Origin of the sequence: Pseudoalteromonas espejiana DSM 9414 (genome assembly GCF_002221525.1) — a bacterium.
Lineage (GTDB): Bacteria > Pseudomonadota > Gammaproteobacteria > Enterobacterales > Alteromonadaceae > Pseudoalteromonas > Pseudoalteromonas espejiana.
Genome location: NZ_CP011028.1, coordinates 229,065 through 253,173 on the forward strand (window position 1 = coordinate 229,065; position 24,109 = coordinate 253,173).

The following is a 24,109-nucleotide window of genomic DNA, read 5'->3' on the forward strand; positions in this document are numbered from 1 at the left end:
AATTTTTATAGCTGTTTTTTAACGTATTTTGATTGAGTTACGCAGTTCACTTATATACTATTTATATTATATATTGTTGCACCGCAATAACAGGTACTGTTTAGTCGGTAATTTATGGAGAATTCGTGTGGCACCTACTTCTAATAATAAGCCTTTAGAGGTTATAACACTTAGCGACGGTAATAACTTAACTGCAGAAATTTTGCCATTTGGCGCAATTATCAAAAGTATAAAGTTTAATAACCAAGAGATGACGCTCACAGTGAGCGACCCGCAGTATTATTTAGAAAACCCATTTTATTTAGGTGCAACAGTAGGGCGCTATGCAAATCGTATTGAAAACGGACGTTTTGCATTATCAGGCACTGAGTATCAGCTTAAAGCAAATAATGCTCCTAATAGCTTACACGGTGGCGAAACTGGTTTTAATAAAGTGCTATGGCAAGTTATTAAACAAAGCAGCAATGAAGTAGAGCTTTATTATTGCTCAGCCGACGGCGAAGAAAGCTTTCCTGGCCAATTACACGTTTGGCAAACGATAACTACTTGCAACGGTGAGCTTATACTTTCTTATAAAGCCAAAACCGATAAAGAAACCCTCGTTAACTTTACCAACCACAGCTACTTTAACCTTGAGGGCAGCGACACAATTAATAATCACCTGTTGCAAATAAACGCCACAGAGTACCTACCTATCAATAATAACAGTATCCCACTTGCCAGTAGCGAAAACGTTTTAGGTAGCTGCTTTGACTTTACCAAGCCAACGCGCTTAGGTGATGCGCTAAGTGCGGTTCACCCTCAATTAACTGCAGGTAACGGGTTTGACCACTGCTATATTTTTAACGATGACAGCCGCTTAAAAACAATGGCTACATTAACCTCGCCACACACGGGCGTTAATTTAACCCTTAAAAGCACGCAACCAGGTATGCAGTTATATACCGCAAATTTTGTAGGTGCGCCTTTTAAAGCACGCCAAGCATTGTGTTTAGAAGCGCAAAATTGGCCTAATGCAGCAAACAGAAGTGATTTCCCAAAAGCTAATTTATTGCCGAATGAAGAATATAAACAGCAAATAATTTTTGCTTTTTCGCAATAACGTTCTAATTTCGCTGTTAAATTAAAGAAAACAAAAAGAAAAATACACGTAACAAAAAGATAGCCATAATTAAGGAAAAGGTTGCACTTTTGCTCAATTTAAAGTATTTATATTATAAATAGTATTTGAAGCTATACACACCACACAACGACAAAATGACTACACACAATCAGGAGTTTTTAAAAAATGATAATTAACAATAAGTTATCGTTCAACAAGAAAACCGCGCTCAGTATTGCTATTACAGGTATATTGGCAAGCGGCAACGTTGCAGCTCAAGGCGCTGAAGGTGACACACCGACAGTAGATAAAGATGTTGAGGTTATCGCGGTAACGGGTATTCGCAGCAGCTTACGTTCATCAATGTTAGATAAAAAAGCATCTAACGTTGTAACCGACGGGATTAAAGCAGAAGATCTTGGTAAATTTCCTGATTTAAACGTAGCAGAGTCTTTGCAACGTATAACAGGTGTAGCCATTGACCGTAGTGGCGGTGAAGGGCAAGCAGTAACAATTCGTGGTTTTGGCCCACAATTTAATACGGTACTTGTAAATGGTCGTCAAATTGCGACAGACAGCGCAGGCCGTGAATTTAACTTTGATGTATTAGCAGCAGATCAAATCACTGGTGCTGACATTTATAAAAGTAATAGCGCAACACTTCAAGAAGGCGGCATTGGTGGTACGGTAAACGTAACCACAGCTCGTCCTTTTGACTTTGGTGGCTTACACGTTATTGGTTCAGTTAAAGGCATGTACGAAAGCCTTTCTGAAGAAGTATCGCCATCGGCTTCATTTTTAGTAAGCAACACGTTTAACGACGACAAGCTAGGTGTGCTTTTTGCTATTACTAATCAGCAGCGTAAGTTGCAAAACAACCAAATTTTAACGGCAGGTTGGCGCGGTGGCCAAACAATTTCTAACCCACAAGACGGCGTACTGTATGACAATGCATACATTCCTCGTAACTGGGACCAAGTTGTTGATGAGCAAGACCGCGAACGTACTAACGCAAGTTTAGTGCTTCAATATGCACCATCTGACGATATAACAATTACGGTTGATGGTTTAATTTCAAAATTTGAAGTTGATTCATCAGTACGCGATTTAGCATCTTGGTTTGAACCAGACCGCGTAGGTAGCGCAACAATCGACCCAGAAACGGGTACTTTACTTACCTTTACGCAAGAAGTTGGTTTAGGTAATGCCAGTGGTAACCCTGCAACTGACTTTGTATCACACACACGTAACTCGCGTGATGTCACTAACAAAGCATTTGGTGTAAACGTAGATTGGCAAGTAAACGAGTCACTAAAAGCAAAACTTGATGTGTCTCGCTCTACTGCTGAAAACGACCGTGCAGGTAATGACCGCTTCAACGTAGTGGGTATTATTAACAGCTACAGCTTTGATGGTACAGGTAGCATTCCTACCGTTCAGCATGACGGATTTGAAAACGGCTCACTGCCAGATGCAAGTTTAGCGCGTCTTCATTACAACGAAGTAGGTAACCAGTTTACTGACGAAGACGAAATTACAGAAATAAAAGCTGATTTTGAATACGTGCCAGATAAAGGCCCAGTCGATCGCATTAACTTTGGTGCTTATCGTCAAGAGCGTGAAAAATCGAGCTTCCAAATTTTTGGCAGCCAATGTCAATTTTGTGGTTATGGCACGCAAGCGCCACTTGATGAAATTGATTTTGAAGCTTACTCAGCAAATAACTACTTCCCAGGTTTAATTGATACATTTTATAGCTACGACGGCGATAAAATGCTTGATTACCTAGCAGATCAAGGCTTCCCAGTAGAGCCTACATTACAAAATAACCGTTATACAATTAACGAAGACATCACTAGCTTATACATGGACTTTACTATTGGTTTTGACCTAGCTGATATGCCAGTTACGGTTAACATGGGTGCACGTTACTCAGAAACCGATATTAAAGTAGCTGCGGTACAAAGCTTTATTAGCGATGTTGTACCAACATCTGATGCCACGTTATTCTCAAATGTATTTGGTCCTGCTACAGATATTCAAGAAGGTACAAGCTACTCAAACTTACTACCGTCTTTTAACGTTAAGCTTGAACTACAAGACAACATGATTTTACGCTTTGCAGCGTACGACAGCATCACTCGCCCAACTATGTCTCAGCTTTCTCCTGCGACTACATTTAACGAGCCTCGTCGTCAAAACTTAACAGCAAGTGGTGGTAACCCTGCACTTAAGCCGTTCCAATCTGAAAACTGGGATATTTCTTACGAGTGGTACTACAACGATGCTAACTTATTTAGCTTTGCGGTATTTAGTAAAGAAGTTGATGATTTCATCGTAACCCTAACCGGTGATGAAACATACGATATGACCGACCGTACAGGTCCTGACTTTGCATGTACTACATGTACAGATCAAACCGATGCAGAGCTTAATGGTAGCTCAGAAGTTTACTCTGTAAGTCGTCCGCAAAATGGTGAGTCTGCAACAGTAACAGGTTACGAAATTGGTGTAACTCACATGTTTGAAAACGGCTTTGGTTTTATTGCCAATGCTACCGTAGTTGATAGCGACATTAGTGTTGATGGCGATACTACACAAACATTTGCACTTGAAGGCTTAGGCGATTCGCAAAACTTAGTATTGTTTTACGAGCAAGAAAACTGGCAGGCACGTATTGCCTTTAACAACCGTGAAGGCTTTTTACGCTTAGTTGATAACGGCTTTAACGGAGAGCCAGTGAACGTTGAAACATACGGTCAGTGGGATATTAGTGCAAGTTACGACATCAACGAAAACTTCACTATTTTTGCCGAAGGCATCAACATTACTGAAGAAGAGCTAGTACAAACAGGTCGTTTTGCTAACCAAATTTACTCAGTAGAAGATAATGGCTCACGTTACGCGTTTGGTATTCGCGGCACGTTTTAATTGATAGCAGAGGCAGTCACTGCCTCTTAGTTTTCATTGCAGTGCAATATAAGTACTGGTACTAATAAAATGAGTAAGCACGGTGTGCTAAAAACAGACCATTAGTACAAAATGAATACTATTTTTAACAAATGCCCGAAAGGGCATTTGTTGTCTAAAACGTTATCAATAAAGTACTCAAAGAGTAGTCCATTATGAATAAAGCAGTTAAAACAATAGCAGTAATTGGTGGTGGTACAGCAGGATGGCTGAGCGCTGCAATTATAGCTTCATACCACCAAGGTAAAAATGGTGATGGCTTAAAAGTGATGTTGGTTGAATCGTCAGACATTCCAACAATTGGTGTAGGTGAAGGCACCTGGCCAACGATGAAAAACACACTTCAGCAAATTGGTTTGCGTGAAGTAGATGTGTTTAAAGCCTGTAATGCGACCTTTAAACAAGGTGGTAAATTTGTAAACTGGACTCATGGCAATAAAGACTTTTACTACCATCCCTTTACGGTGCCACTTGGCTATGGCCGTATAGATTTAGCCCCTTATTTAAATAATGTTGAAGACTTTGCACAGCAAACCAACTTTCAGCATGATATTTGCGAAGCAAGCCTTGCTCCGCGTGGTATTGCACAAGGTGAATACCAAGGTAATTGTAACTATGCTTATCACTTAGATGCTGGCGCGTTTGCTGAATTATTAAAACAACACTGTAAAAGCAAGCTGGGCATTGAGCATGTTATTGGCACTGTAGAACAAGTAAAGCTTGATGACACCGGCGCCATAGATTCACTTACCTTAAAAGAACAAACCCGCACCATAAATGCCGACTTATACATAGACTGCACTGGTTTTTCATCGCTGTTATTAGGCCAAACCCTGAACGTGCCATTTAAAAAGATGGATCACGTATTATTTAACGACAGCGCTCTTGCCATGCAAGTCCCTTACGATGAAAGCGACGACTCTTTAGCAAGTCATACCATTGCTACCGCGCAAAATGCTGGCTGGATTTGGGATATTGGCTTAACGCACCGCCGTGGTGTTGGGCATGTATATTCAAGTAAATTTTTATCAGATGAAGAGGCTGAGCAAAACCTACGTAACTATTTAGGTGATGCAGCCAAAGGCTTAACCGCCCGAAAAATAAGCTTTGAGTCGGGTTACAGAGAAAAACTTTGGCATAAAAACTGTGTTGCAGTAGGGATGTCGGCAGGTTTTGTAGAGCCGCTTGAGGCAACCGCAATCATGCTTGTTGAAATTTCGTCTCGCTTTGTTGCAGAGCACATGCCAGCCGATACTCAAGTAATGCCTATTGTTGCTAAGCGTTTTAACGAACAAATGGATTACCGCTGGCAACGTATTATCGACTTTTTAAAGCTGCACTACATGCTCACTAAGCGCCCAGAGCCTTATTGGCAAGCACATGTACAGCCTGAGTCTATTCCACAAAGCTTACAAGAAGACTTACTACTTTGGGGCACCCGTGGCCCACTTATTCAGGATTTTCATGGCGCATTAGAGTTATTTCCAGCGGCCAGCTACCAATATGTTTTATACGGTATGGGCTTTAAGCCCGACTTTACTAAGCAAGCGTATTTGTATTCACAAGATGCGCAAGCAAATCAAATAATTGAACGTAACAGCCAGCTTACACAGCAGATGTTGCAAACTTTGCCGCCGCATCGCGCTTACATAGAGCAGTGGTTAGCGGCCAACCCAGTTTAAGGATGTGTAAAAATGGCTATTAATGAACTATCTAATACACAACACCAGGCACTAAAAATAAACACTAATGCGGGCGTAGAATACGCTAAAACGCAGCACTTAATTAATTTAAGAGCAAACGAAGTGGCAAAAGCAGCCTGCGACCTACCTATTTTTTTAGCGCGTAATGCGCAAAATGGCAGTTACACCGTATCGGGCTTAACAAGCTTTAGTGCAGGGCAAAGTCTGCTGGTGGAAAGTAACCAGTGGCAAGCGCTTTACACCCCTATGTGTATGCAAACTCAACCGCTTTATTTAATGACCCGCGAAGCAAACAGCAGCGACTACTTTATTGCTATCGATGAGCAAAGCAAAGCGGTAAATACTGAGAAAGGCGAGCCGCTTTTTGATGCTAAAGGCAAGCCAAGCTTGTATTTAAGCGCACAACAAAAGCTACTCGAAAGCGATTTAAAAAACGATTACCAAACGTATCAATTTACACAAGAAATTGCGCGTTTAGGGCTTATTAAAAACATAGATATTGTTTTGCAGTTTGAGCAAGGCGAAGCGCAAACCATTCAAGGTTTAAGCACCGTTGATGAAGACAAACTACAAACTTTAGACAGCGATACCATTGCCAATTTACATAAACAAGGTTACCTAAGTGTGCTTAACAGTATGCTTATTTCGTTGTTTCAGTTAAATGCATTAGTAAAGCGTCACAATCAGCGTCCTGAACTTATGCCTTTAAAGCAAATTAAGTTAGAACTAAGTCGAGATGCGCACGCACTTTAAGGTGCAATTTTTTATTTAACCCTTACGGGTTAGCAAGTTTATACAGACAGACATTGCGTTTAATACGCTGGAGACACACACATGTCAGACAACATTTTGCAGTTGGTGGTTTTTTTCTTTGTAACCGCCTTAATTGGTGGGCTTACATATTGGAAGTGCCGAGGACAAAATCGCAATAGTGGTGATAATGAAACAAAAGAGTACTTTTTAGCCGGCGGCGGCCTTACTTGGATGTTTGTTGCAGGCTCTATCACCCTTACTAATTTAAGTACCGACCAACTGGTAGGCATGAATGGTAACCAAATGGCTTTGCTCGTTTGGTGGGAATTAGCAGCTATTTTAGGCTTAATTATTTTAGCTAAAGTATTTATTCCTGTTTATTACAAATACAACTGTACAACCACCACCGAACTATTAGAAAAACGCTACAACAATAAGCACATTCGCGCTGTTATTGGTGGCTTATTCTTTTTAGGTAATGCACTTATTTACATGCCAGCAGTAATTTACTCAGGGGCGCTATTTATGCAAACCATGTTTAAAGTAGATATTCCGCTAATGTATATAGCGACCGCATTTGCACTGGTAGGTGCTATTTACGCATTTTTTGGTGGCTTACGTGCTGTTGCAGTATCAGATACTTATAACGGGCTGCTTGTGCTTGGTATGGCAATACTTGTGGTATTTTTGGCGCTTAATGCCATTGATTACGACTTTAGCGGTATTCCACAGGAGCGTTTAACATTAATTGGCGATGCTGATTCACCAATTCCTTGGCCAACTCTCTTAACCGGTATGATCTTTATTCAAATGTATTACTGGGGTACTAACCAAACGATTACTCAACGTGCAATGGCGGCACCCAATGTTAAAGAAGCGCAAAAAGGGATATTTGCAGCAGCGGGTATTCGCTTTTTAATTGTACCTGCAATTGTAGTGCTACCCGGTATTATTTCGTACAAACTGTATGGTGATATTGGTGATGCAGCGTATGGCCGTATTGTAGGTGATGTAATGCCAGCATGGCTAACCGGTGTATTTGCAGCAGCAATGGCCGCAGCCGTACTTTCTACTTATAACAGCTTATTAAATTCAGCAACTGCCTTGTATGTGTGTGATATTCACGAAGCATACTTTAATAAAGAGCCAAGTGTTGTAAAGCTAAGTGGTTACGTTACATTATTACTGACTAGTTTAACGCTTGTATTGGTGCCAATTTACCAGCAAGCAGATAGCATTATTAACTTACTACAGCAGCTAAACGGCTTGCTAAGTATGCCTATATTCTCAATCTTTGTTGTAGGCTTATTATTTAAAAATGTAGATGCGCGCGCAGGTATTGCCGCGGTAATTTTAGGTGTAGTGATGTACGGCATGCTGACCTTTAAAAATTCACCGCTGCATACTGATTTGCACTATATTCACTTAATGCCAATTACACTGATTGTGTGTGTTGCGTTTGCATTAATCGTTAATAAAGTGGTGTTTGGCTTAAATGCTCAATGGGCTGGTAAATCGCCTGCTCTTGACGATGCACCGCAAGCACAAGCACAAAAATAACGTAGCATAAAAGGCTAAGTAGTCTTTTATCAAACAGTTGAAACTTAATAAAATCGGCCTAGGGTAACTTAGGCCGATTTTTATTTATTAGATAACTTAACCTTTTAATAATACCAACCTGCGTAATTAAGTATTATTGCGGATTGGTATAAACCTATTACTGGTAGATATTGGCGAGTAAATTAGCCTTGTTTTCACTGACAAATTACAGGCTAGAAAGCGCTTTTCTAAATAACACTATTATTCAATATGTTATTGAATCTCTTAATTAGAGTTTAGGTTAATTACTGGTATAGCCAGTAATAATATTGATGAAATTAACCGGTAAACACTATCTAAAAGTAATTTGTATGATATATACTATTATTTTAAAATCACTGACTGCAATTTAATGCAGTAAGCTGCGAGTAAACACACATGTAACGTACTCGCATATTAAACTCATCTTCATTAAAGAGGACAGGAGAATCATGGCCGATATTAAACCATTCTTTCGATTAGACAGCGCAAACAGCACCGTTATTTTCGACTGCCAGAGCAAAACACCGGCATTACTTTATTTTGGTAAGCGCCTATCTGAGCAAACAACAGAAACAATGCTAACTCAGCTTGCGACTCGTCAGGAAGTAAAATGTGCCGTGGTTGAAGAAGCACCTATTTCTCTTTCTCCACTTTTAGGTGAAGGCTTTACCGGTGCTCCGGGCTTAGAGCTATCAAACGATTCTATTGCTTGGTCTGTAGGGCCAAAGCTTAAAGAAGTTCGCCAGCCTTCACAGTCAACCCTTGAGTTTGTAAGCGTAGATGAGCTTCGCGGTATTGAAGTTGTGCACAGCATTACGCTTGATAGCGCTACCGATGTACTTAGTGCGCACACGGTTTTAACTAATTTAAGTGACTCGCCTTTAAGCGTTAACTTTTGTGCGGCACCTACATTTCAGTTACCAGATAGCATGAACAAGCTAGTGAGCTTTGAAGGACGTTGGTCAAACGAATTTCAGCGTCAATCGGTTGATTTAGTACTCGGCAGCTTTGTACGCGAAAACCGTAAAGGTAAAACCTCGCACGATGTATTCCCTGGTTTATTAGTACACACTGAAGGTGCAGGTGAGCAGCAGGGCGAGTGTTATGGCTTTCATTTAGGCTGGAGCGGTAACAACAAGCTACGTGCTGAGCTACTACCTGAAGGGCGCCGTTACGTGCAAATGGGTGAGTTATTATTACCTGGCGAGCTAACCCTTGCTAAAGGCCAAACGTATCAAAGCCCAAGTATTTATGGCTCGTTCTCAAGTGATGGTTTTAGTGCGCTTTCTCGCAATTTTCATCGCTTTGTTAAAGCAAATTTACTTACGCAAGCGCAGCGTGAAAAAACACGCCCAGTGCATTACAACACGTGGGAAGGTATTTACTTTGATCACGATGTAGACACACTAAAGCAGTTAGCCGATAAAGTAGCACCTTTAGGTATTGAGCGTTTTGTACTTGATGATGGCTGGTTTAAAGGCCGCCGTGGCGATTACGCAGGCTTAGGAGACTGGGCGGTAGATTACGAAATTTACCCTGATGGCTTATCACCAGTAATTGACCATGTAAATAGCTTAGGCATGGAGTTTGGTATTTGGTTTGAACCAGAAATGGTAAACCCAGATAGCGATTTATACCGTGCTCACCCTGATTGGGTATTAGGCTCAGAAAATAACGAGCAACTAAGCTTTAGAAACCAGCTGGTGCTTGATTTAACGCGCACTGAGGTTGTTGAATACTTATACAAAGCGATTGACGACATTTTAGTTGAATACCCAACTATTAAGTACATAAAATGGGATATGAACCGCGATATTAACCATGCGGGTAACTTTGATGGTAAGCCGGCAGTGCATCAGCAAACACTTGCACTGTACCGTTTAATTGATCGCATTAAAGCGGCGCACCCAGGCCTTGAAATAGAAAGCTGTTCATCAGGTGGTGCACGTGTAGATTACGGCGTACTAGCACATACAGACCGTGTATGGACGTCAGATTCTAACGATGCGCTTGATCGTCTTGAAATTCAGCGCGGTTGTTCGTTCTTCTTCCCATCATCGGTAATGGGTGCACACGTTGGCCCGCGTGACTGTCATATCACTGGTCGCAATGTAAGTATTGAAATGCGTGCTGCGGTATCAATGTTTGGCCACATGGGAATCGAAATGGACCCACGTGAGCTGACAGATCATGAATACAGCGCCCTTAAAGCGGCCATTGCGCTGCATAAAGAGCACCGTGAATTTATTCATGGCGCCGATTTATACCGCCTAGATAGCGATGATTTATCAATTAACTTTGGTTTAATCGACGAGCAAAAATTAAAAGCGTTATTTGCTTATAACAGCGTACGCGAAACACCGCGTACAGCGCCTAACAAACTGCGTTTTGTTGGTTTAGATGCAAATACACAGTACACACTTAATTTAGTGTGGCCTGTTAAATTTGAAGAATACCGTCCTTCATCTATTGCAGCTGTTAATGGGCAAACATTTACCGGTGAAGCGTTAATGGAATTTGGCTTACAAATGCCAATTTCATTCCCGCAAACATCACTTATTTTTGAGCTTAATAAAGCTTAAAATATAATAAGCAGCAAAAAGGGAGCTAATTAGCTCCCTTTTTTAATGATGTTGTTAAGCGATTAATCGAGTTTAGACTCAATTAGCTCTAAGGCTTCTTCTAAAATAGTTTCTACGGCTTGTTTAGCGCGCTCTGGATTACGTGATTTAATCGTATCTAAAATGTCAGCATGCTTAGCTACATCGGCCCCTGGTACACCTTTAATATGATTTGTATAACGAATACTTACACGCAGTGCGGTGCTAATAAACTCTGTTAGCTGCACAAAAAAGCGATTATTACTGGCCACTAATATACTGGTATGAAAGGCAATGTCGGCTTCAAGCGGATCGTCCAAGCCTTGGTCTGCATCGGCCATGCGAGCAAGTGCATTATCTATTTCAGCAAGTTGCTCTGCACTGGCATTTACAGCTGCAAGGGCGGCGGCTTGTGGCTCAAGCGCTACACGTACTTGAGTAAACTCTTTTAATAAAGACAGTGACGGTTTACTGCTTAAAATCCAACGAAGTACGTCGGTATCAAACATATTCCAGCTGCTTTCTGGCAGTACGCGAATACCTTGCTTAGGGCGAGATGAAATAAGCCCCTTAGCAGAAAGCATTTTTACGGCCTCACGTGTTGCACTGCGGCTCACATCGTATTTAACACATAGGTCAGCTTCAGATGGTAAACCTTCGTTTACTGGGTAGACGCCGCGCACAATTGCAAAGCCTAAATCATGGGTTAATTGTTGTGTTAAGTTTTGGCGAGGTTGGCTTTTCATTGAGCGGTATCCGAGTGAGTCATTGCTTTATTATATATCATATATCATATTAATGTACGTAAGGATATGATATAAACTTTGTAAAAGGCAATTATTTTAACACAGCTGTAACACGAATCCCCAAGCAAAAGTGTTTAGTTTAAGTGGCGCAGTCTGTTTTATGGAGAAACGCATTTGAATACCCACGCTCAATATCACAGTATTTCTGGTAAGGTCGTTTTTATTACTGGTGGCGCATCTGGCATTGGCAGAGCAATGGTTAAAGCGTTCGCCGAACAAAATGCAAAAATTGCCTTTATAGATATAAATAACGACGCTGCGCAGTCGCTCATTGCCTCATTACCCAACGCCAAATTATGGTTTAGACAAGTTGATGTAACCGACTCAAATGCTTTGCAGCAATCATTAGTAGATGCATGCGCAGCATTAGGTGCCATTAATATACTGGTAAATAATGTAGCAAACGACCGCCGCCAAGCCAGTGAAGATGTTACCGTACAAGATTGGGATCAATGCCTACAAATTAACTTAAACCCTGCCTTTTTTGCCTCGCAAGTGGCTATGTCATTTATGAAAGACGAAGGGGCTGGCAGCATTATTAACTTTAGCTCTATTAACGCCATTATGGGTCAGCCTCAAATGGCGGGTTATGTCACTGCAAAAGCAGGCCTAATTGGCATGACCAAAGCACTAGCGCGCGATTATGGTGAGTTTGGCATAAGAGTAAATGCGATTTTACCTGGTTGGGTTGCCACCGACCGCCAGCTTGCCAGCTGGTTTACTCAAGAAGAGCAAGTAAAGTGGATGGAAGCCATGGCGCTTAAAAAGCTAGTAACACCAGAAGACGTTGCTAACCTTGCGCTCTTTTTAGCCGCAGATGAAAGCAGTATGATCACCGGCCAAGGCATTAAAATTGATGGTGGGAGGCTTTAAGTTGCAGCACTCTGACTTATTTATTGCCGTAGATTGGGGAACCAGCCATTTACGTGCTTATTTGTGTAGCGTAAGTAAAGATAAGCTACTAACGCTAATAGCGCAGCGCGATGGCCCTGGCGTTATTAGAGATAAGCAAAATTTTGAGCATACACTTATAGGTGTTATAGCTCCATGGACTAGTGAATACGGTGTATTACCTATTTATATGGCAGGGCAAATTACCTCAAGTATAGGTTGGCAAGAAACCCCCTATTTAGCATGCCCTATAAACCCTGAAAACCTGCTCAGTGCAGCTGTTAATTTTGAGTGTTCTGGTAACAAAGTCAGTGCGTTACCGGGTACAAAATGCACATTACAAAATAATTTGTTTGATGTCATGCGCGGCGAAGAGCTACAAATATTAGGGTTTTTAAAACAAAATCCAGCCTATCAGCGCGGCAACGTATTAATTTGTTTACCAGGTACACATACTAAATGGGTGCTGTTAAAAGAGGGCAAAATAATCTGTTTTAAAACGGCGATGACTGGCGAATTATACGATTTACTCTGTCATCAAAGTGTTCTTATTCCTAATGATTGCGAAGCTGGGGAGTTTGATTGGCATGCGTTTGAGCAAGGTTGCGAGCTTACTTTAGGCAGTGATAGTGGAAATTTAGCACACGGTATTTTTAGTGTGCGTACTCGCCAACTTTCAAAAGAGCTAACGCCAGTGCAAGCAAAGGCGTATTTATCGGGCGTGTTAATTGGTAGTGACGTACGTGCCGCGCGCCATGCAAGCGAATGGCAATTGGTGGCTAATTCAAAGGTGGTGGTTATTGGCACACAGCAGCTAAATAAGTGCTTTACCCATGCGCTAAATTGTATAGGCGTAGAATGCCTAGAATTTGATGTTAAAACAGCAACCTTAAGCGGTTTTAACTACTTGTTTAATACAAAAAGGTAATACTAATCCGTAATAATATTTAATCATTTTGCGGGGCTAACGTGTCGCTAGCTTCGTTAAAAAATTCTCATTTAGAACAACTAAATAGCGAATTTTTTGCCTAGTTATCAACGCATTTTTCCATCCTCAAAATAGAACACTTAATTATGCGGATTGGTATAATAACCCCGCAGATACAAAAAACCCTCTACATTATAATTATGTAGAGGGTTTATTGATTTATATGTTTTGCGTTTTATGCTGTTTTAGCAGCTTGGCTTTGCTCAATATAATGATTAAGTGTAGCGACTTGTGCGTCATTAAAACGAAGACCTAACTTACTTCTACGCCATAAAATGTTGTACGCATTACCAGCCCATTCTTGATTAAGTAAATAATCTACTTCAGCAGCAAATAAGCCATGGCCAAAATCTTGCCCTAAATCACCAAGCTGTACAGCATCGCCTAAAATAATTTTTGCGCGAGTACCGTACGTTCGCACAAAGCGTTTTAATGTAAGCGCTGGTAACCAAGGGTAACGGGCTTTAAGCTCGCTGCTAAGTGCTTCTACGCTACTAAAGTCCCCACCAGGTAGTGCACTGTGCTTAGTCCATGCTTCGCTCATTTGCGGGTAAAATTCTTCGAGTTTGTTTACAGCGGCCTCAGCAAGTTTACGGTAAGTGGTAATTTTACCGCCAAACACACTGAGCAGTGGCGTGCTGTCACCTTCGCTCGAAAGCTCTAGTTTGTAATCGCGTGTTACTTTTTGCGCATTAACCGATTCGTCATCAAGTAATGGGCGAACACCTGAGAAGGTATGTACTATATCTTCGCGTTTAATGTGGTTTTTAAAGTAACTGTTAGTAATATCAATTAAGTAATCGATTTCTTCATCACTAATTTTAACGTCTTGCGCTGCACCGTTATGTTCAACATCGGTGGTGCCAACAAGTGAGTAGTCGTCCTCAAATGGAATAACAAATACAATACGTTGGTCTTTATTTTGTAAAATGTACGCTTGTTTTTCATCGTGAATACGCGGCACCACAATGTGGCTGCCTTTAACAAGGCGAATATTTTGTGGTGACTTTTCTATTAGTGCTTCGTCAAATAACTTTGCAACCCAAGGGCCTGCGGCATTAACAATACCTTTGGCTTTAATCGTCTGTTGCGCTTTGCTTTGCTGTTGCTCAAGCGTAACCTGCCATTGGTTATCGATGCGTTTTGCGCTTACACATTTGGTTTGCGTAGCAATGGTAGCGCCTTTATCTTGCGCGGCTAGGGCATTTAAAATAACTAAACGAGAGTCATCAACCCAACCATCAGAGTACTCAAAACCTTTAGTGATCGAAGGCTCTAACACACTATTTTCACCAAACTTAATACCACGAGAACCTGCTAGTGTTTCGCGCTTAGCTAAGTTGTCGTACATAAATAAGCCAATACGAATCATCCACGCAGGGCGCAGGTGTTTTTGATGCGGTAATCTAAAGGTGAGCGGCCACATAATATGCGGTGCATTTTTAAGTAGCACTTCACGCTCGGCAAGTGCTTCTTTTACAAGTCTAAACTCGTAATGCTCAAGGTAGCGCAAACCACCGTGGATCAGCTTAGAACTATTTGAAGACGTTGCACTGGCAAGATCTGATTGTTCGCATAAAAGAACTTTTAATCCTCTGCCTGCTGCATCAGCTGCTATTCCAGTGCCGTTTACACCGCCACCGATGACGAGTAAGTCATATTCGTTATCTGCTAATTCCACCGAGCTAACCTTTTTATTTGTAATATAAATAAGACATATAGCATCATAAAGCTGTGGCCCTTATTTGACAATAGATAACCGCGCTTTTTGCTTGTTAATTTTTAATCCTGATCTTTTTAAAAACACCCTGCGTACAACGCGCTATTTGCCTAAGCTAAAGGTGTTTTATAGGCCGCTAACTTAATTAGCGGCTGGTATTTGCTGTTGTTGGCAATCGTCACTAGATAAACGAACTTGCGCTACACAGTGCTGCCATTTTGCGTATAAATCGTTACGCTCATCGGCGCTCATTGTTGGCTCAAAACGACGGTCACAGGTCCACATTTTTGCCAGCTGCTCAGTCGACTCGTAAATACCTGTTTGTAAGCCTGCTAAGTATGCTACGCCTAAAGAGGTGGTTTCGGTCACTGTTGGGCGCTCTACGGTTGCGCCTAAAATGTTAGATAAAAAGGTAAGCACCCAGTTATTTTTCACCATACCGCCATCTACACGTAACACGCTTGGGCGTAAGCCATCACGTTCCATTGCTTTTTGTAAATCTTTGGTTTGATAACCCACCGATTGAAGCGCTGCTGCAACAATAGTGCTAATGCCAGAGTCGCGCGTTAAACCTAAAATGGCACCACGTGCGTTCGGGTCCCAATATGGTGCGCCTAAACCTGTAAACGAAGGCACTAAAAATACCCCATGATCGAGCGGTACATCTTTTACTAATGATTCGCTCTCGCCGGCATGGCTTAATAGTTTTAAGCCTTCAACAATCCACTGCATAGTGGCGCCTGCCATAAAAATACTGCCTTCAATGGCGTAAGTTGGCTTGCCATTTAGTCTATAAGCAACCGTAGTCAGTAAGCGGTTTTCAGATGTGAGCGCTTTTTCGCCGGTATTAAGCATTAAAAAACAGCCCGTACCGTAAGTGCTTTTTGCCATACCTTGTTCAAAACATGCATGGCCAACAAGGGCTGCTTGTTGATCGCCGGCAATACCACAAACTCGAATAGGTGCGCCAAAAATATCGTCGCTGGTTGAGCCAAATTCGTCGGCTGAGTCCATCACTTTCGGCAGCATAGATTCAGGAATTTCGAATAAATCGAGTAACTCTTGATCCCATTGCTGAGTATGGATATTAAATAACATAGTGCGCGATGCGTTAGTTGCATCGGTACGGTGCTCTTTGCCACCCGTTAGGTGCCAAAGTAAATAGGTATCAACGGTGCCAAAAGCCAGCTCTCCTGCAAGGGCTTGCTCACGTGCGCCTTCTACGTTATCTAAAATCCAGCGCACTTTGGTGGCCGAAAAATACGGGTCTAGTAGTAGGCCTGTTTTGTCACTAATCGTTTGGCAAAGCTCGTCAGTACTTAGGCTTTCGCAGTAATCACTGGTGCGGCGGTCTTGCCAAACAATCGCGTTATAAATTGGCTTGCCTGTTTTTTTATTCCACACTAAAGTGGTTTCGCGCTGGTTGGTGATACCAATGGCAATAATTTCTTCAGGCTTTACGTTTTTATCGGCTAGCACTTTGCGGCTTGTACTTAGCACTGTTTGCCAAATATCGTTAGGGTCGTGTTCTACCCAGCCATTTTGCGGAAAATGCTGCGAAAATTCTTGTTGTGCTGTACCAAAAACGTCTGCATCTTTTGTAAACAAGATGGCCCGAGAGCTTGTGGTTCCTTGATCAATTGAGAGTATGTATTTGGACATGATATTTGTGTTATTTATCTTATCTTATATATGACTAGATTGCCTTTAACTAAGATTAATGGCAACGATTTTTTCTTAAAATAGCCGATTAAAAAATAAACATACTGTTTTTATTTGCTAACTCTTTTAAATAACAGGCGTTTTATTGCGGCATAATTTTAAGTGCGAGTGCGGCTATTTATAAAAATAACCGCTTAAAAACTTAATATTACTTGGTGTAAGGTGTGGCTTGCTGCCAATCCAAACCTGTTGAAAAGCGATTATCAAACCCGTGCCATTGTGGCAGCGGCTTACCATCAACAACCGCTTGATCGCCGTTTTGTGGCAAATCTAAGTATTCACATTGACTGGTAATGCCTTTTACATGGCAGTCCATCATGGCAAGTACAAAGTGTTTGTTAGTCTCGTTTAGGGTGCGCATAGACCACGATGGTTCGTAGTAATGGCCAATATCTAGTTCGCTACTACTTTGTGCAATAGCAGGCGCAGGGTGCGGTGCAATATTATGGCGAGCATTTTTGTAAGTAAGCATGTACTTATCTGAGCTGCCTGTTTGGTTGTAAAGGTTTTTAATACCTTCATAACCGGATATATCATCTAAACTGCCCGCTACATAAAGCGAAGGTACTTTAATGTTTTGCATAGCATCGGCATTAAATAGGTTATGTTGCCCACCCCACGGTGCAAAGGCCACCATGGCTTTAATGCGTGTATCTACTTGTGGGTTTTTATATTGCCCACCAGCACAGCTATTTAGTAATTGCTGAACTTGCTTAATTTTTGCTGGGTCTTTCATGCCCGTAAACATTGCGGTTGTTTGCTCATTAAAATCATAGCAACCACCAATTGTATTTACCGCACCAAAGCCACCCATAGAATAGCCAATAACACCTGCGCTGTTGTTATCTACTTGCTTGCTGGCAAAGTTGTTTTGCTCATTAAAGTAATTAAGTACAAATTGCTGATCGCGAGAGCGGTTTATAAGCGTGCTAAAAAAGCCCGAAAACGGTGCGTTTTTAAAATCAACATCAGCATTAGTTGAGTCGGTATGATCAAGTGCAGCAACTATGTATCCGTGCGACGCTAAATGCTCGCCAAGGTAGTACATAATGGTGCGATAGCCGGTATAACCGTGCGAAAGCACAATAACAGGGTAGTGCTCTTTATTATTAATGGCTACATCGCGCATTGCATCGGCTTGTAAGGTAAATGCTTTACCTGTGCGTGTTACATCGCTGTAGCTAGTTAGTGGTGCCTTTGCCGTGTCTGCTGCCGGATACCACACTTCTACTTTTAAAGGGCGATCTTTTTGAGTTTGTGTTGCTGGGTCAAACTGCGCTGGGTTTACTAAATCAAGCGTTTGTACGCCAACGCTGTAGCTACCTTTAGCAGCAAGCTCAGGGAGCACTTCGCTAGTGATTGGCGGGTAAAGTTGCTCAGGCATGTTTTGAGCTGCAAAAACGGCAATTGCCGATAAGCAGCTCGTTGCTAATATCAAGGCTTTTGAAAGCGCCTTAAATGTGTGTGTGGTTGTCATTGTGTATCCTTGTTGTGTGTATTTTTATTATTAATTTAGATTGTTAGACTCAACGCTATCACTGTATTTAAGCTGCCACTGCGCCCGTAGCTCATCCATTATATTCATAACTCTTAGGCTAGTACTGAGCGGTAATACATCACTTTGTGTTTGCTGCTGTAAAATACACTCACTAACGTGATCAATTTCAAACTTAAAGTTTTCATCGTCATTAAAGCTAAAATCAAAGCGCTGCATTTGTTGCGCGTTTAAATGTAGCTCTAGTGACTGAGCCCCCACAAATTCATCAATACGAATATATCCATACTCACCTAAAATACAGGCTTGAGTAGGGCCATTTTGTTGCAAAGCGCTGCTTAGCTGTGCAAATTGGCCTTGGCCGTAATTTATAAGGGTTACGCTTCGCTCATCTACGCTGGTCGTGCTTTTATGTACTAATGATTTAATTTGCTCAGGGGCTTTATTAAATACCACATCGGCAATTGATATAGGGTAAATGCCTAAATCAAGCAAGGCGCCGCCAGCGGTTGCAGGGTTCATTAATCGGTGTGATGAATCAAACTCACCCGCTAGGCTAAAGTTGGCATTCACACTGTGTACTTTGCCTATTACGCCTTCGCTTAATAGTAGTTGCAGTTTTACTATTGCTGGTAAAAAGCGCATCCATACACCTTCCATTAAAAAGCGGTTTTGCTGCTGCGCTAGTTCTTTAAGTGTAATGAGTTGCTGAGCATTAACAGTAATCGGTTTTTCGCTGAGTACATGCTTATTGTGTGTTAAGCATTGCGCTATGGCTTTAAAGTGTTGCTCGTGGGTATTGGCAATATAAATGGCATCAATATTTGGGCATTGCATAAGGGCTTGGTAGCTCTCATAGCCTTTAATTGAATAGTGTGTGGCAAACTCATTTGCGCGCTGCTCACTCGTCGATGCAGCGCCAATAAGCTGAGCATCAGCGCAATGCGCAATGCTCTTAGCAAAGGTGTGAGCAATATTGCCACACCCAATAATTCCCCAATTAACCTTTGCCATGCTTATTCCTTAATGATGTTTAAAAAGACGTAATTTGTAATCCTGAACCTGCTGAACATACGTAAATGTCGGCATTTAAGTTAAAGCGTTCAAAGTAGTGTTGCTCTACTGCTGCCTTAATTAGTGGCACTTCTGCATCACGACATAAACAAACAATCGCACCGCCAAAGCCGCCACCGGTCATGCGTACTGCACCGCGTTCGCCCATGGCTTCTTTACAAATTTCTACTAGGCCATCGGTTGCTGGTACGGTTACCTCAAAGTAATGTTTAAGCGACTGGTGCGATGCAGCCATTAGCTCACGTAGCGCGTCAATGTCGTTATCTTGCAGCGCTTTAGTTGCTGCAATTACACGGTCGTTTTCGCTAATTACGTGGTGTGCACGTTTGTATTCGTTTTCGCTTAATGCGTCTTTTGTTGCTTCAAGCGTGGCCATGGTTGCTTTACGAAGTGTGGCTACATTCATTTTTGCAGCTGCTTGCTCACAGTCAACACGACGTTGGTTGTATTCGCTATCTACCAATTTACGTGGGTAGTTAGAGTTAACAATAACAATGTTTAAATCATCCGGTACTTTTACAGACTCAGTGGCTAGGTTTTCACAGTCAATTAAAAGAGCATGGCCGTTTTCGCCTTTTGCTGAAATAAGCTGATCCATAATGCCCGATTGGCAATGCATAAAGTCGTTTTCGGCTTCTTGGCCTAGTAATGCAATTTTTTCTTCGCTTAAACCAAGCTGTGCAATATGGTTAAACATACCACCAACAGCAACTTCCAGCGCAGCTGATGACGATAAACCACTGCCTTGCGGTAAGTTACTGTCGATCAGTAAATCGGCGCCGCGTAAAGTGTGGCCCGCACGCTTTAATACAAATGACACGGCACGAATATAGTTACCCCATTGCGATTGCCCTTGGCTGATGTCTTCATCAACGCTAAAGCTGTCTTTTTCGCCTGGGTAATTTAACGAATGCACGGTAATAATGTTGTCGTCGCGCTCTTTAAACATAACTTGAGTACGAAACTCTAACGAGCACGGAAATACAAACCCATCGTTGTAATCGGTAAATTCGCCAATTAGGTTTACACGCCCTGGCGCTGCAGCAATACCTTGAGCAGGCGCACCGTACAGTGATAAAAATTGTTGTTGAAAATCGTTAAGCGTCATCTGTGTGTCCTGCTGTTTTTTTATAGTGTGTGGTACTGGCTGCTTGTAAAATAGAGGCAGCTGTTTCTGCGCTTAAATCGCGCTGGCTTTCACCTAGCATTTCGTAGCCAACCATGTGTTTTTTCACGGTAGCAGAGCGAAGTAGCGGCGGGTAAAAATGAGCATGTAAGCGCCAATGTTGCTCATCTGAGCCACGATTAGCGGGTGCATTGTGCCACCCCATAGAATACGGGAAGCTACAATTAAATACGTTGTCGTATTTAGTGGTTAATACTTTAAGTGCCTGTGCTAAAGAGTCTGTTTGCGCATCGTTTAGCTGGCTAAAGTTTTGAATGTTATCTTTAGTTACGAGTAGTGTTTCAAACGGCCATGCTGCCCAAAATGGCACCACAACAAGCCAGTGCTCGTTTTCAAATACGACGCGGGTTTTATCTGCTTGTTCTTTTTGCACGTAATCGGCAAGCATCGCGCTGCCATGCTTTTTAAAATAGGCAAGCTGCTGCGTATCTTCGGCTTCTATTTCGGTTGATAAGTGCGAATGCGCCCATACTTGGCCGTGCGGATGAGGTTGCGAGCAACCCATTATCTCGCCTTTATTTTCAAATACCTGAACACACTCGTAGTGCTGTGCAAGTTCTGTGTAGTTGTCTTTCCAGGTTTTTACAACTTCGTGCAGGGCGTCGTGCTCAAGCTCAGGTAGTGTTTTGTTATGCTCTGGCGAAAAACAAATCACACGGCATTCGCCGCTTGCTTCGTCGGCAATAAATAAATCGCTGTCTGACTCTAAGCTTTGCGGTTGCTCGTTGGCATTAGGGGTTAGTGCACCAAAGTCATTTCTAAATACATGCGTGTATTTGTAATCTGGGTTGCTGTCGCCATTTGCACGGGTGTTACCTGGGCAAAGTGGGCAGCTTTCATCGTGCTTTGGCAGTACGCTTTCGTTTACTGCTTCTGTTGCGCCTAACCATGGGCGGTTATTACGATGCGGTGATACTAATACCCAACGCCCCGTTAGCGGGTTTTTACGTCTGTGAGTACTTTCTAATAAAGCCATGTTAACTCTCCAACCCACTTGGGTAATTAGTTTGCCAGCGCCATGTATCGTTGGTCATGTCGCTAAGTGTTAGTTCTGCGTGCCAGTTAAGGGTGGTTTGCGCTTTTGTGGCATCGGCATAATTACAGGCAATATCGCCTGCACGGCGCGGTGCACTTTTATAAGGAATATCTTTATTAGCTGATGCGCTAAATGCTTTGATCATATCAAGCACTGAATAACCTTGGCCTGTGCCTAGGTTATAAGCATGAAATGCGGTATCTGTTTTGTGCTGCATAAAGGCCGCTACATGGCCTTTCGCTAAATCTAAAACGTGAATATAGTCGCGCACGCCAGTGCCATCTTCAGTGTCGTAGTCGTCACCAAAAATATTAACCACTTCGCGTTTGCCTACCGCAGTTTGGGCAATAAAGGGCATTAAATTATTTGGAATACCATTTGGGCTTTCGCCTAATAAACCGCTTGGGTGTGCACCTACTGGGTTAAAGTAACGAAGCGCTATACCCATAAATTTGCTATTAGCCTTACATACGTCTTGCATGGCTTGCTCAACCATGACTTTAGTCCAACCATAAGGGTTGGTCGCGCGTATAGGGTGTTTTTCATCTATAGGCAAGTAGTCTGGCTCGCCATACACAGTGGCTGATGAGCTAAATATAATGTGGTTAACGCCTTCGTCTTGCATGTTTTGTAGCATGCTTAATGTACCCGACACATTATTTTGGTAATAACGCAGTGGTTGCTCGGTTGATTCACCTACCGCTTTTAATGCTGCAAAGTGAAATACAGCCTCGGCTTGGGTGTGTTTAAGGGCAAGTTTAAACTGCTGCTCGTCTTGAATGTCGCCTAAAATGAACTCAAACCGAGTACCGGTAATTTTTTCGAGTTGATCAAGCACACGGGGGCTTGCATTAGATAAGTTATCGTAAATAACAGGGGTTATGCCTGCTTCATGAAGTGCAATACATGTGTGGCTACCTATGTAACCCATGCCGCCTGTAACTAAAACTTTCATGTGTTTTCTCGAAATGTGTATTTATATGATAAATACTACTATTAAGGTGGTCTAAAAACAATAGTTATGATTACCCGTAATTTCAAATAAAAGCACAAAAAACACACAATCATAGCGTAGGCTAAAATTATAAATGGTGTGGTTTTGCAATTAGTAACAGTTGCTTAGGTTTATCAATTAATTCTATAAACTGATTCTATTAGCTAGCTAATTATCAGTGTAGCGTGGTGGTGATAGTATAAATTGGTAAATAGCAGTGAGTTTAGTGGGTATAAATGTTTGGCATTTTAGCAGCCCCCGTACTTGCGCTGTAAATAACATTAATAAATTAGGAATGATCAACATGAATAAAACAATTTTATTAACAGGCGCTACCGACGGCATAGGCCTAGAAACTGCAAAAATGCTACTCGCACAAGGTCACACTGTACTATTGCACGGGCGTAATCAAGATAAGCTAAACAATGTACAAGGGGCTTTAAACGAGCAATACCCACAAGCAAATACAGCAACCTATGTAGCCGACTTAAGTGTTATGGCGCAGGTGCAAACATTTGCGCACACAGTATTAGCTGACCTACAGCAAAGCGGCAAAACATTAGATGTACTTATTAACAACGCCGGTGTGTACAAACTTGCTGATATAACTACAGCAGAGGGTCTTGATGCCCGCTTTGCGGTAAATACCTTTGCTCCTTATTTACTTACTAAATTGCTATTGCCTGTTATGAATGCGCAATCGCGTGTTGTAAATGTATCGTCTGCTGCACAATCAAGCGTTAACTTTGAGTCGTTAGTGGGAAAAAAACCACTATCAGATAGTGCAGCCTACGCACAGAGCAAATTGGCTATTACTATGTGGTCGCGCCATTTAGGGCTTGAATTAAAAGGCATGGGGCCATTAGTGGTGTCGGTAAACCCTAAATCGCTACTAGGTAGTAAAATGGTAAAAGATGCTTACGGACTTGATGGCGGCGACTTAAAACTAGGTGCCGATATTTTTTGCCGTGCAGCTTTAAGCGATGAATTTAAAGACGCAACAGGCCTTTACTTTGATAATGATGCAGAGCGCTTTGCACCTCCACACCCTGATGCACTTAACAGCGCTAAAAACCAGCAGCTTATTGATACCCTAGATACTGTATTAGCGCAGCTTAAACTAGGTAATGCATAGTGAGTGAGCAAATAACCTGGACCGTAGAAGGCCAAATTAAAGACGGCAAATACGATCAGTTTTTAGAGGTAATGCAGCAACTTATTGCTTTAGCTAAAAGCGAAGCGGGCACTGTAATGTACGAGTGGACGATAAGTGAAGATAAACGCAATGTACATATTTACGAGCGCTATCAAAACGAGGCCGCGGCTAAATTACACCTACAAGGGTGGGGCGAAAGCGGCCCATTGTTTTTAAGTGTGGTTGATATGCAGCGAGTGACTGTATACAGCCAGCTTAGTGAAGAATTTGCTAAAGCCTTTGCAGGTCCTAGCACTGTATTTATGACACCCATAGGTGGGTTTGTAAATTAG

18 protein-coding genes are annotated in these 24,109 nt (G+C 42.0%); 10 read left to right on the plus strand and 8 right to left on the minus strand.

Annotation, left to right across the window (positions count from 1 at the left end):
- Nucleotides 1-127: 127 nt before the first annotated feature.
- The 6 genes from PESP_RS01110 to PESP_RS01135 all read left to right on the plus strand — a co-directional run bounded on the left by PESP_RS01110 (nucleotide 128) and on the right by PESP_RS01135 (nucleotide 10,691).
- Nucleotides 128-1,102: an aldose epimerase family protein gene (locus PESP_RS01110; RefSeq protein WP_089346392.1), complete on the plus strand. Its 975-nt coding sequence runs from the start codon at nucleotides 128-130 to the stop codon at nucleotides 1,100-1,102.
- Nucleotides 1,103-1,288: 186 nt separating this feature from the next.
- On the plus strand, nucleotides 1,289-4,033 hold the full coding sequence (locus tag PESP_RS01115; protein WP_089346393.1) for a TonB-dependent receptor: 2,745 nt from the start codon (nucleotides 1,289-1,291) through the stop codon (nucleotides 4,031-4,033).
- 194 nt (nucleotides 4,034-4,227) lie between these two features.
- Complete coding sequence (locus PESP_RS01120) at nucleotides 4,228-5,754, plus strand: tryptophan halogenase family protein (protein ID WP_089346394.1); 1,527 nt, start codon at nucleotides 4,228-4,230, stop codon at nucleotides 5,752-5,754.
- A 12-nt stretch (nucleotides 5,755-5,766) separates the two neighbouring features.
- Nucleotides 5,767-6,528, plus strand: a complete 762-nt coding sequence (locus PESP_RS01125) for a SapC family protein (RefSeq protein ID WP_089346395.1) — start codon at nucleotides 5,767-5,769, stop codon at nucleotides 6,526-6,528.
- A gap of 81 nt (nucleotides 6,529-6,609) precedes the next feature.
- Nucleotides 6,610-8,088 carry an SLC5 family protein gene (locus PESP_RS01130; RefSeq protein ID WP_089346396.1) on the plus strand — a complete coding sequence of 493 codons (1,479 nt, stop codon included), beginning with the start codon at nucleotides 6,610-6,612 and terminating at the stop codon, nucleotides 8,086-8,088.
- A 470-nt stretch (nucleotides 8,089-8,558) separates the two neighbouring features.
- Complete coding sequence (locus PESP_RS01135) at nucleotides 8,559-10,691, plus strand: alpha-galactosidase (RefSeq protein ID WP_089346397.1); 2,133 nt, start codon at nucleotides 8,559-8,561, stop codon at nucleotides 10,689-10,691.
- Nucleotides 10,692-10,753: 62 nt separating this feature from the next.
- On the opposite strand, the gene PESP_RS01140 is transcribed toward PESP_RS01135, so the two are convergent.
- The gene (locus PESP_RS01140) at nucleotides 10,754-11,455 is read right to left on the minus strand and encodes a FadR/GntR family transcriptional regulator (RefSeq protein WP_089346398.1); all 702 of its coding nucleotides are present in this window, start codon (nucleotides 11,453-11,455) and stop codon (nucleotides 10,754-10,756) included.
- 174 nt (nucleotides 11,456-11,629) lie between these two features.
- Here PESP_RS01140 and PESP_RS01145 point away from each other — a divergent pair, with 174 nt between their 5' ends.
- Entirely contained in the window at nucleotides 11,630-12,388 is a 759-nt protein-coding gene (locus tag PESP_RS01145) for an SDR family NAD(P)-dependent oxidoreductase (RefSeq protein ID WP_089346399.1), read from the plus strand.
- A gap of 1 nt (nucleotide 12,389) precedes the next feature.
- Entirely contained in the window at nucleotides 12,390-13,334 is a 945-nt protein-coding gene (locus PESP_RS01150; protein WP_089349065.1) for a 2-dehydro-3-deoxygalactonokinase, read from the plus strand.
- Nucleotides 13,335-13,569: 235 nt separating this feature from the next.
- Here the strand turns inward: PESP_RS01150 and glpD are convergent, their stop codons facing one another.
- The 7 genes from glpD to galE all read right to left on the minus strand — a co-directional run bounded on the left by glpD (nucleotide 13,570) and on the right by galE (nucleotide 22,582).
- Nucleotides 13,570-15,075, minus strand: coding sequence for a glycerol-3-phosphate dehydrogenase (gene glpD / locus PESP_RS01155; RefSeq protein WP_089346400.1), 1,506 nt, complete (start codon nucleotides 15,073-15,075; stop codon nucleotides 13,570-13,572).
- 180 nt (nucleotides 15,076-15,255) lie between these two features.
- Complete coding sequence (gene glpK / locus PESP_RS01160; protein WP_089346401.1) at nucleotides 15,256-16,776, minus strand: glycerol kinase GlpK; 1,521 nt, start codon at nucleotides 16,774-16,776, stop codon at nucleotides 15,256-15,258.
- Between the two features lie 208 nt (nucleotides 16,777-16,984).
- Nucleotides 16,985-18,313, minus strand: a complete 1,329-nt coding sequence (locus tag PESP_RS01165; protein ID WP_089346402.1) for an alpha/beta hydrolase family protein — start codon at nucleotides 18,311-18,313, stop codon at nucleotides 16,985-16,987.
- Between the two features lie 30 nt (nucleotides 18,314-18,343).
- Nucleotides 18,344-19,345, minus strand: a complete 1,002-nt coding sequence (locus PESP_RS01170) for a Gfo/Idh/MocA family protein (protein WP_089346403.1) — start codon at nucleotides 19,343-19,345, stop codon at nucleotides 18,344-18,346.
- A 19-nt stretch (nucleotides 19,346-19,364) separates the two neighbouring features.
- Nucleotides 19,365-20,513, minus strand: a complete 1,149-nt coding sequence (gene galK, locus PESP_RS01175) for a galactokinase (RefSeq protein WP_089346404.1) — start codon at nucleotides 20,511-20,513, stop codon at nucleotides 19,365-19,367.
- The gene (locus tag PESP_RS01180) at nucleotides 20,503-21,567 is read right to left on the minus strand and encodes a UDP-glucose--hexose-1-phosphate uridylyltransferase (RefSeq protein ID WP_089346405.1); all 1,065 of its coding nucleotides are present in this window, start codon (nucleotides 21,565-21,567) and stop codon (nucleotides 20,503-20,505) included. The genes galK and PESP_RS01180 overlap by 11 nt, the downstream gene beginning before the upstream one ends.
- Before the next feature lies 1 nt (nucleotide 21,568).
- Nucleotides 21,569-22,582 (minus strand): UDP-glucose 4-epimerase GalE, encoded by a 1,014-nt coding sequence (gene galE, locus PESP_RS01185; RefSeq protein ID WP_089346406.1) that lies wholly within the window; start codon nucleotides 22,580-22,582, stop codon nucleotides 21,569-21,571.
- 343 nt (nucleotides 22,583-22,925) lie between these two features.
- Here galE and PESP_RS01190 point away from each other — a divergent pair, with 343 nt between their 5' ends.
- Both PESP_RS01190 and PESP_RS01195 read left to right on the plus strand, forming a co-directional pair.
- Entirely contained in the window at nucleotides 22,926-23,756 is an 831-nt protein-coding gene (locus PESP_RS01190) for an SDR family NAD(P)-dependent oxidoreductase (protein ID WP_089346407.1), read from the plus strand.
- A complete protein-coding gene (locus PESP_RS01195; RefSeq protein ID WP_089346408.1) occupies nucleotides 23,756-24,109 on the plus strand; it encodes a putative quinol monooxygenase in 354 nt (117 codons plus the stop codon). The genes PESP_RS01190 and PESP_RS01195 overlap by 1 nt, the downstream gene beginning before the upstream one ends.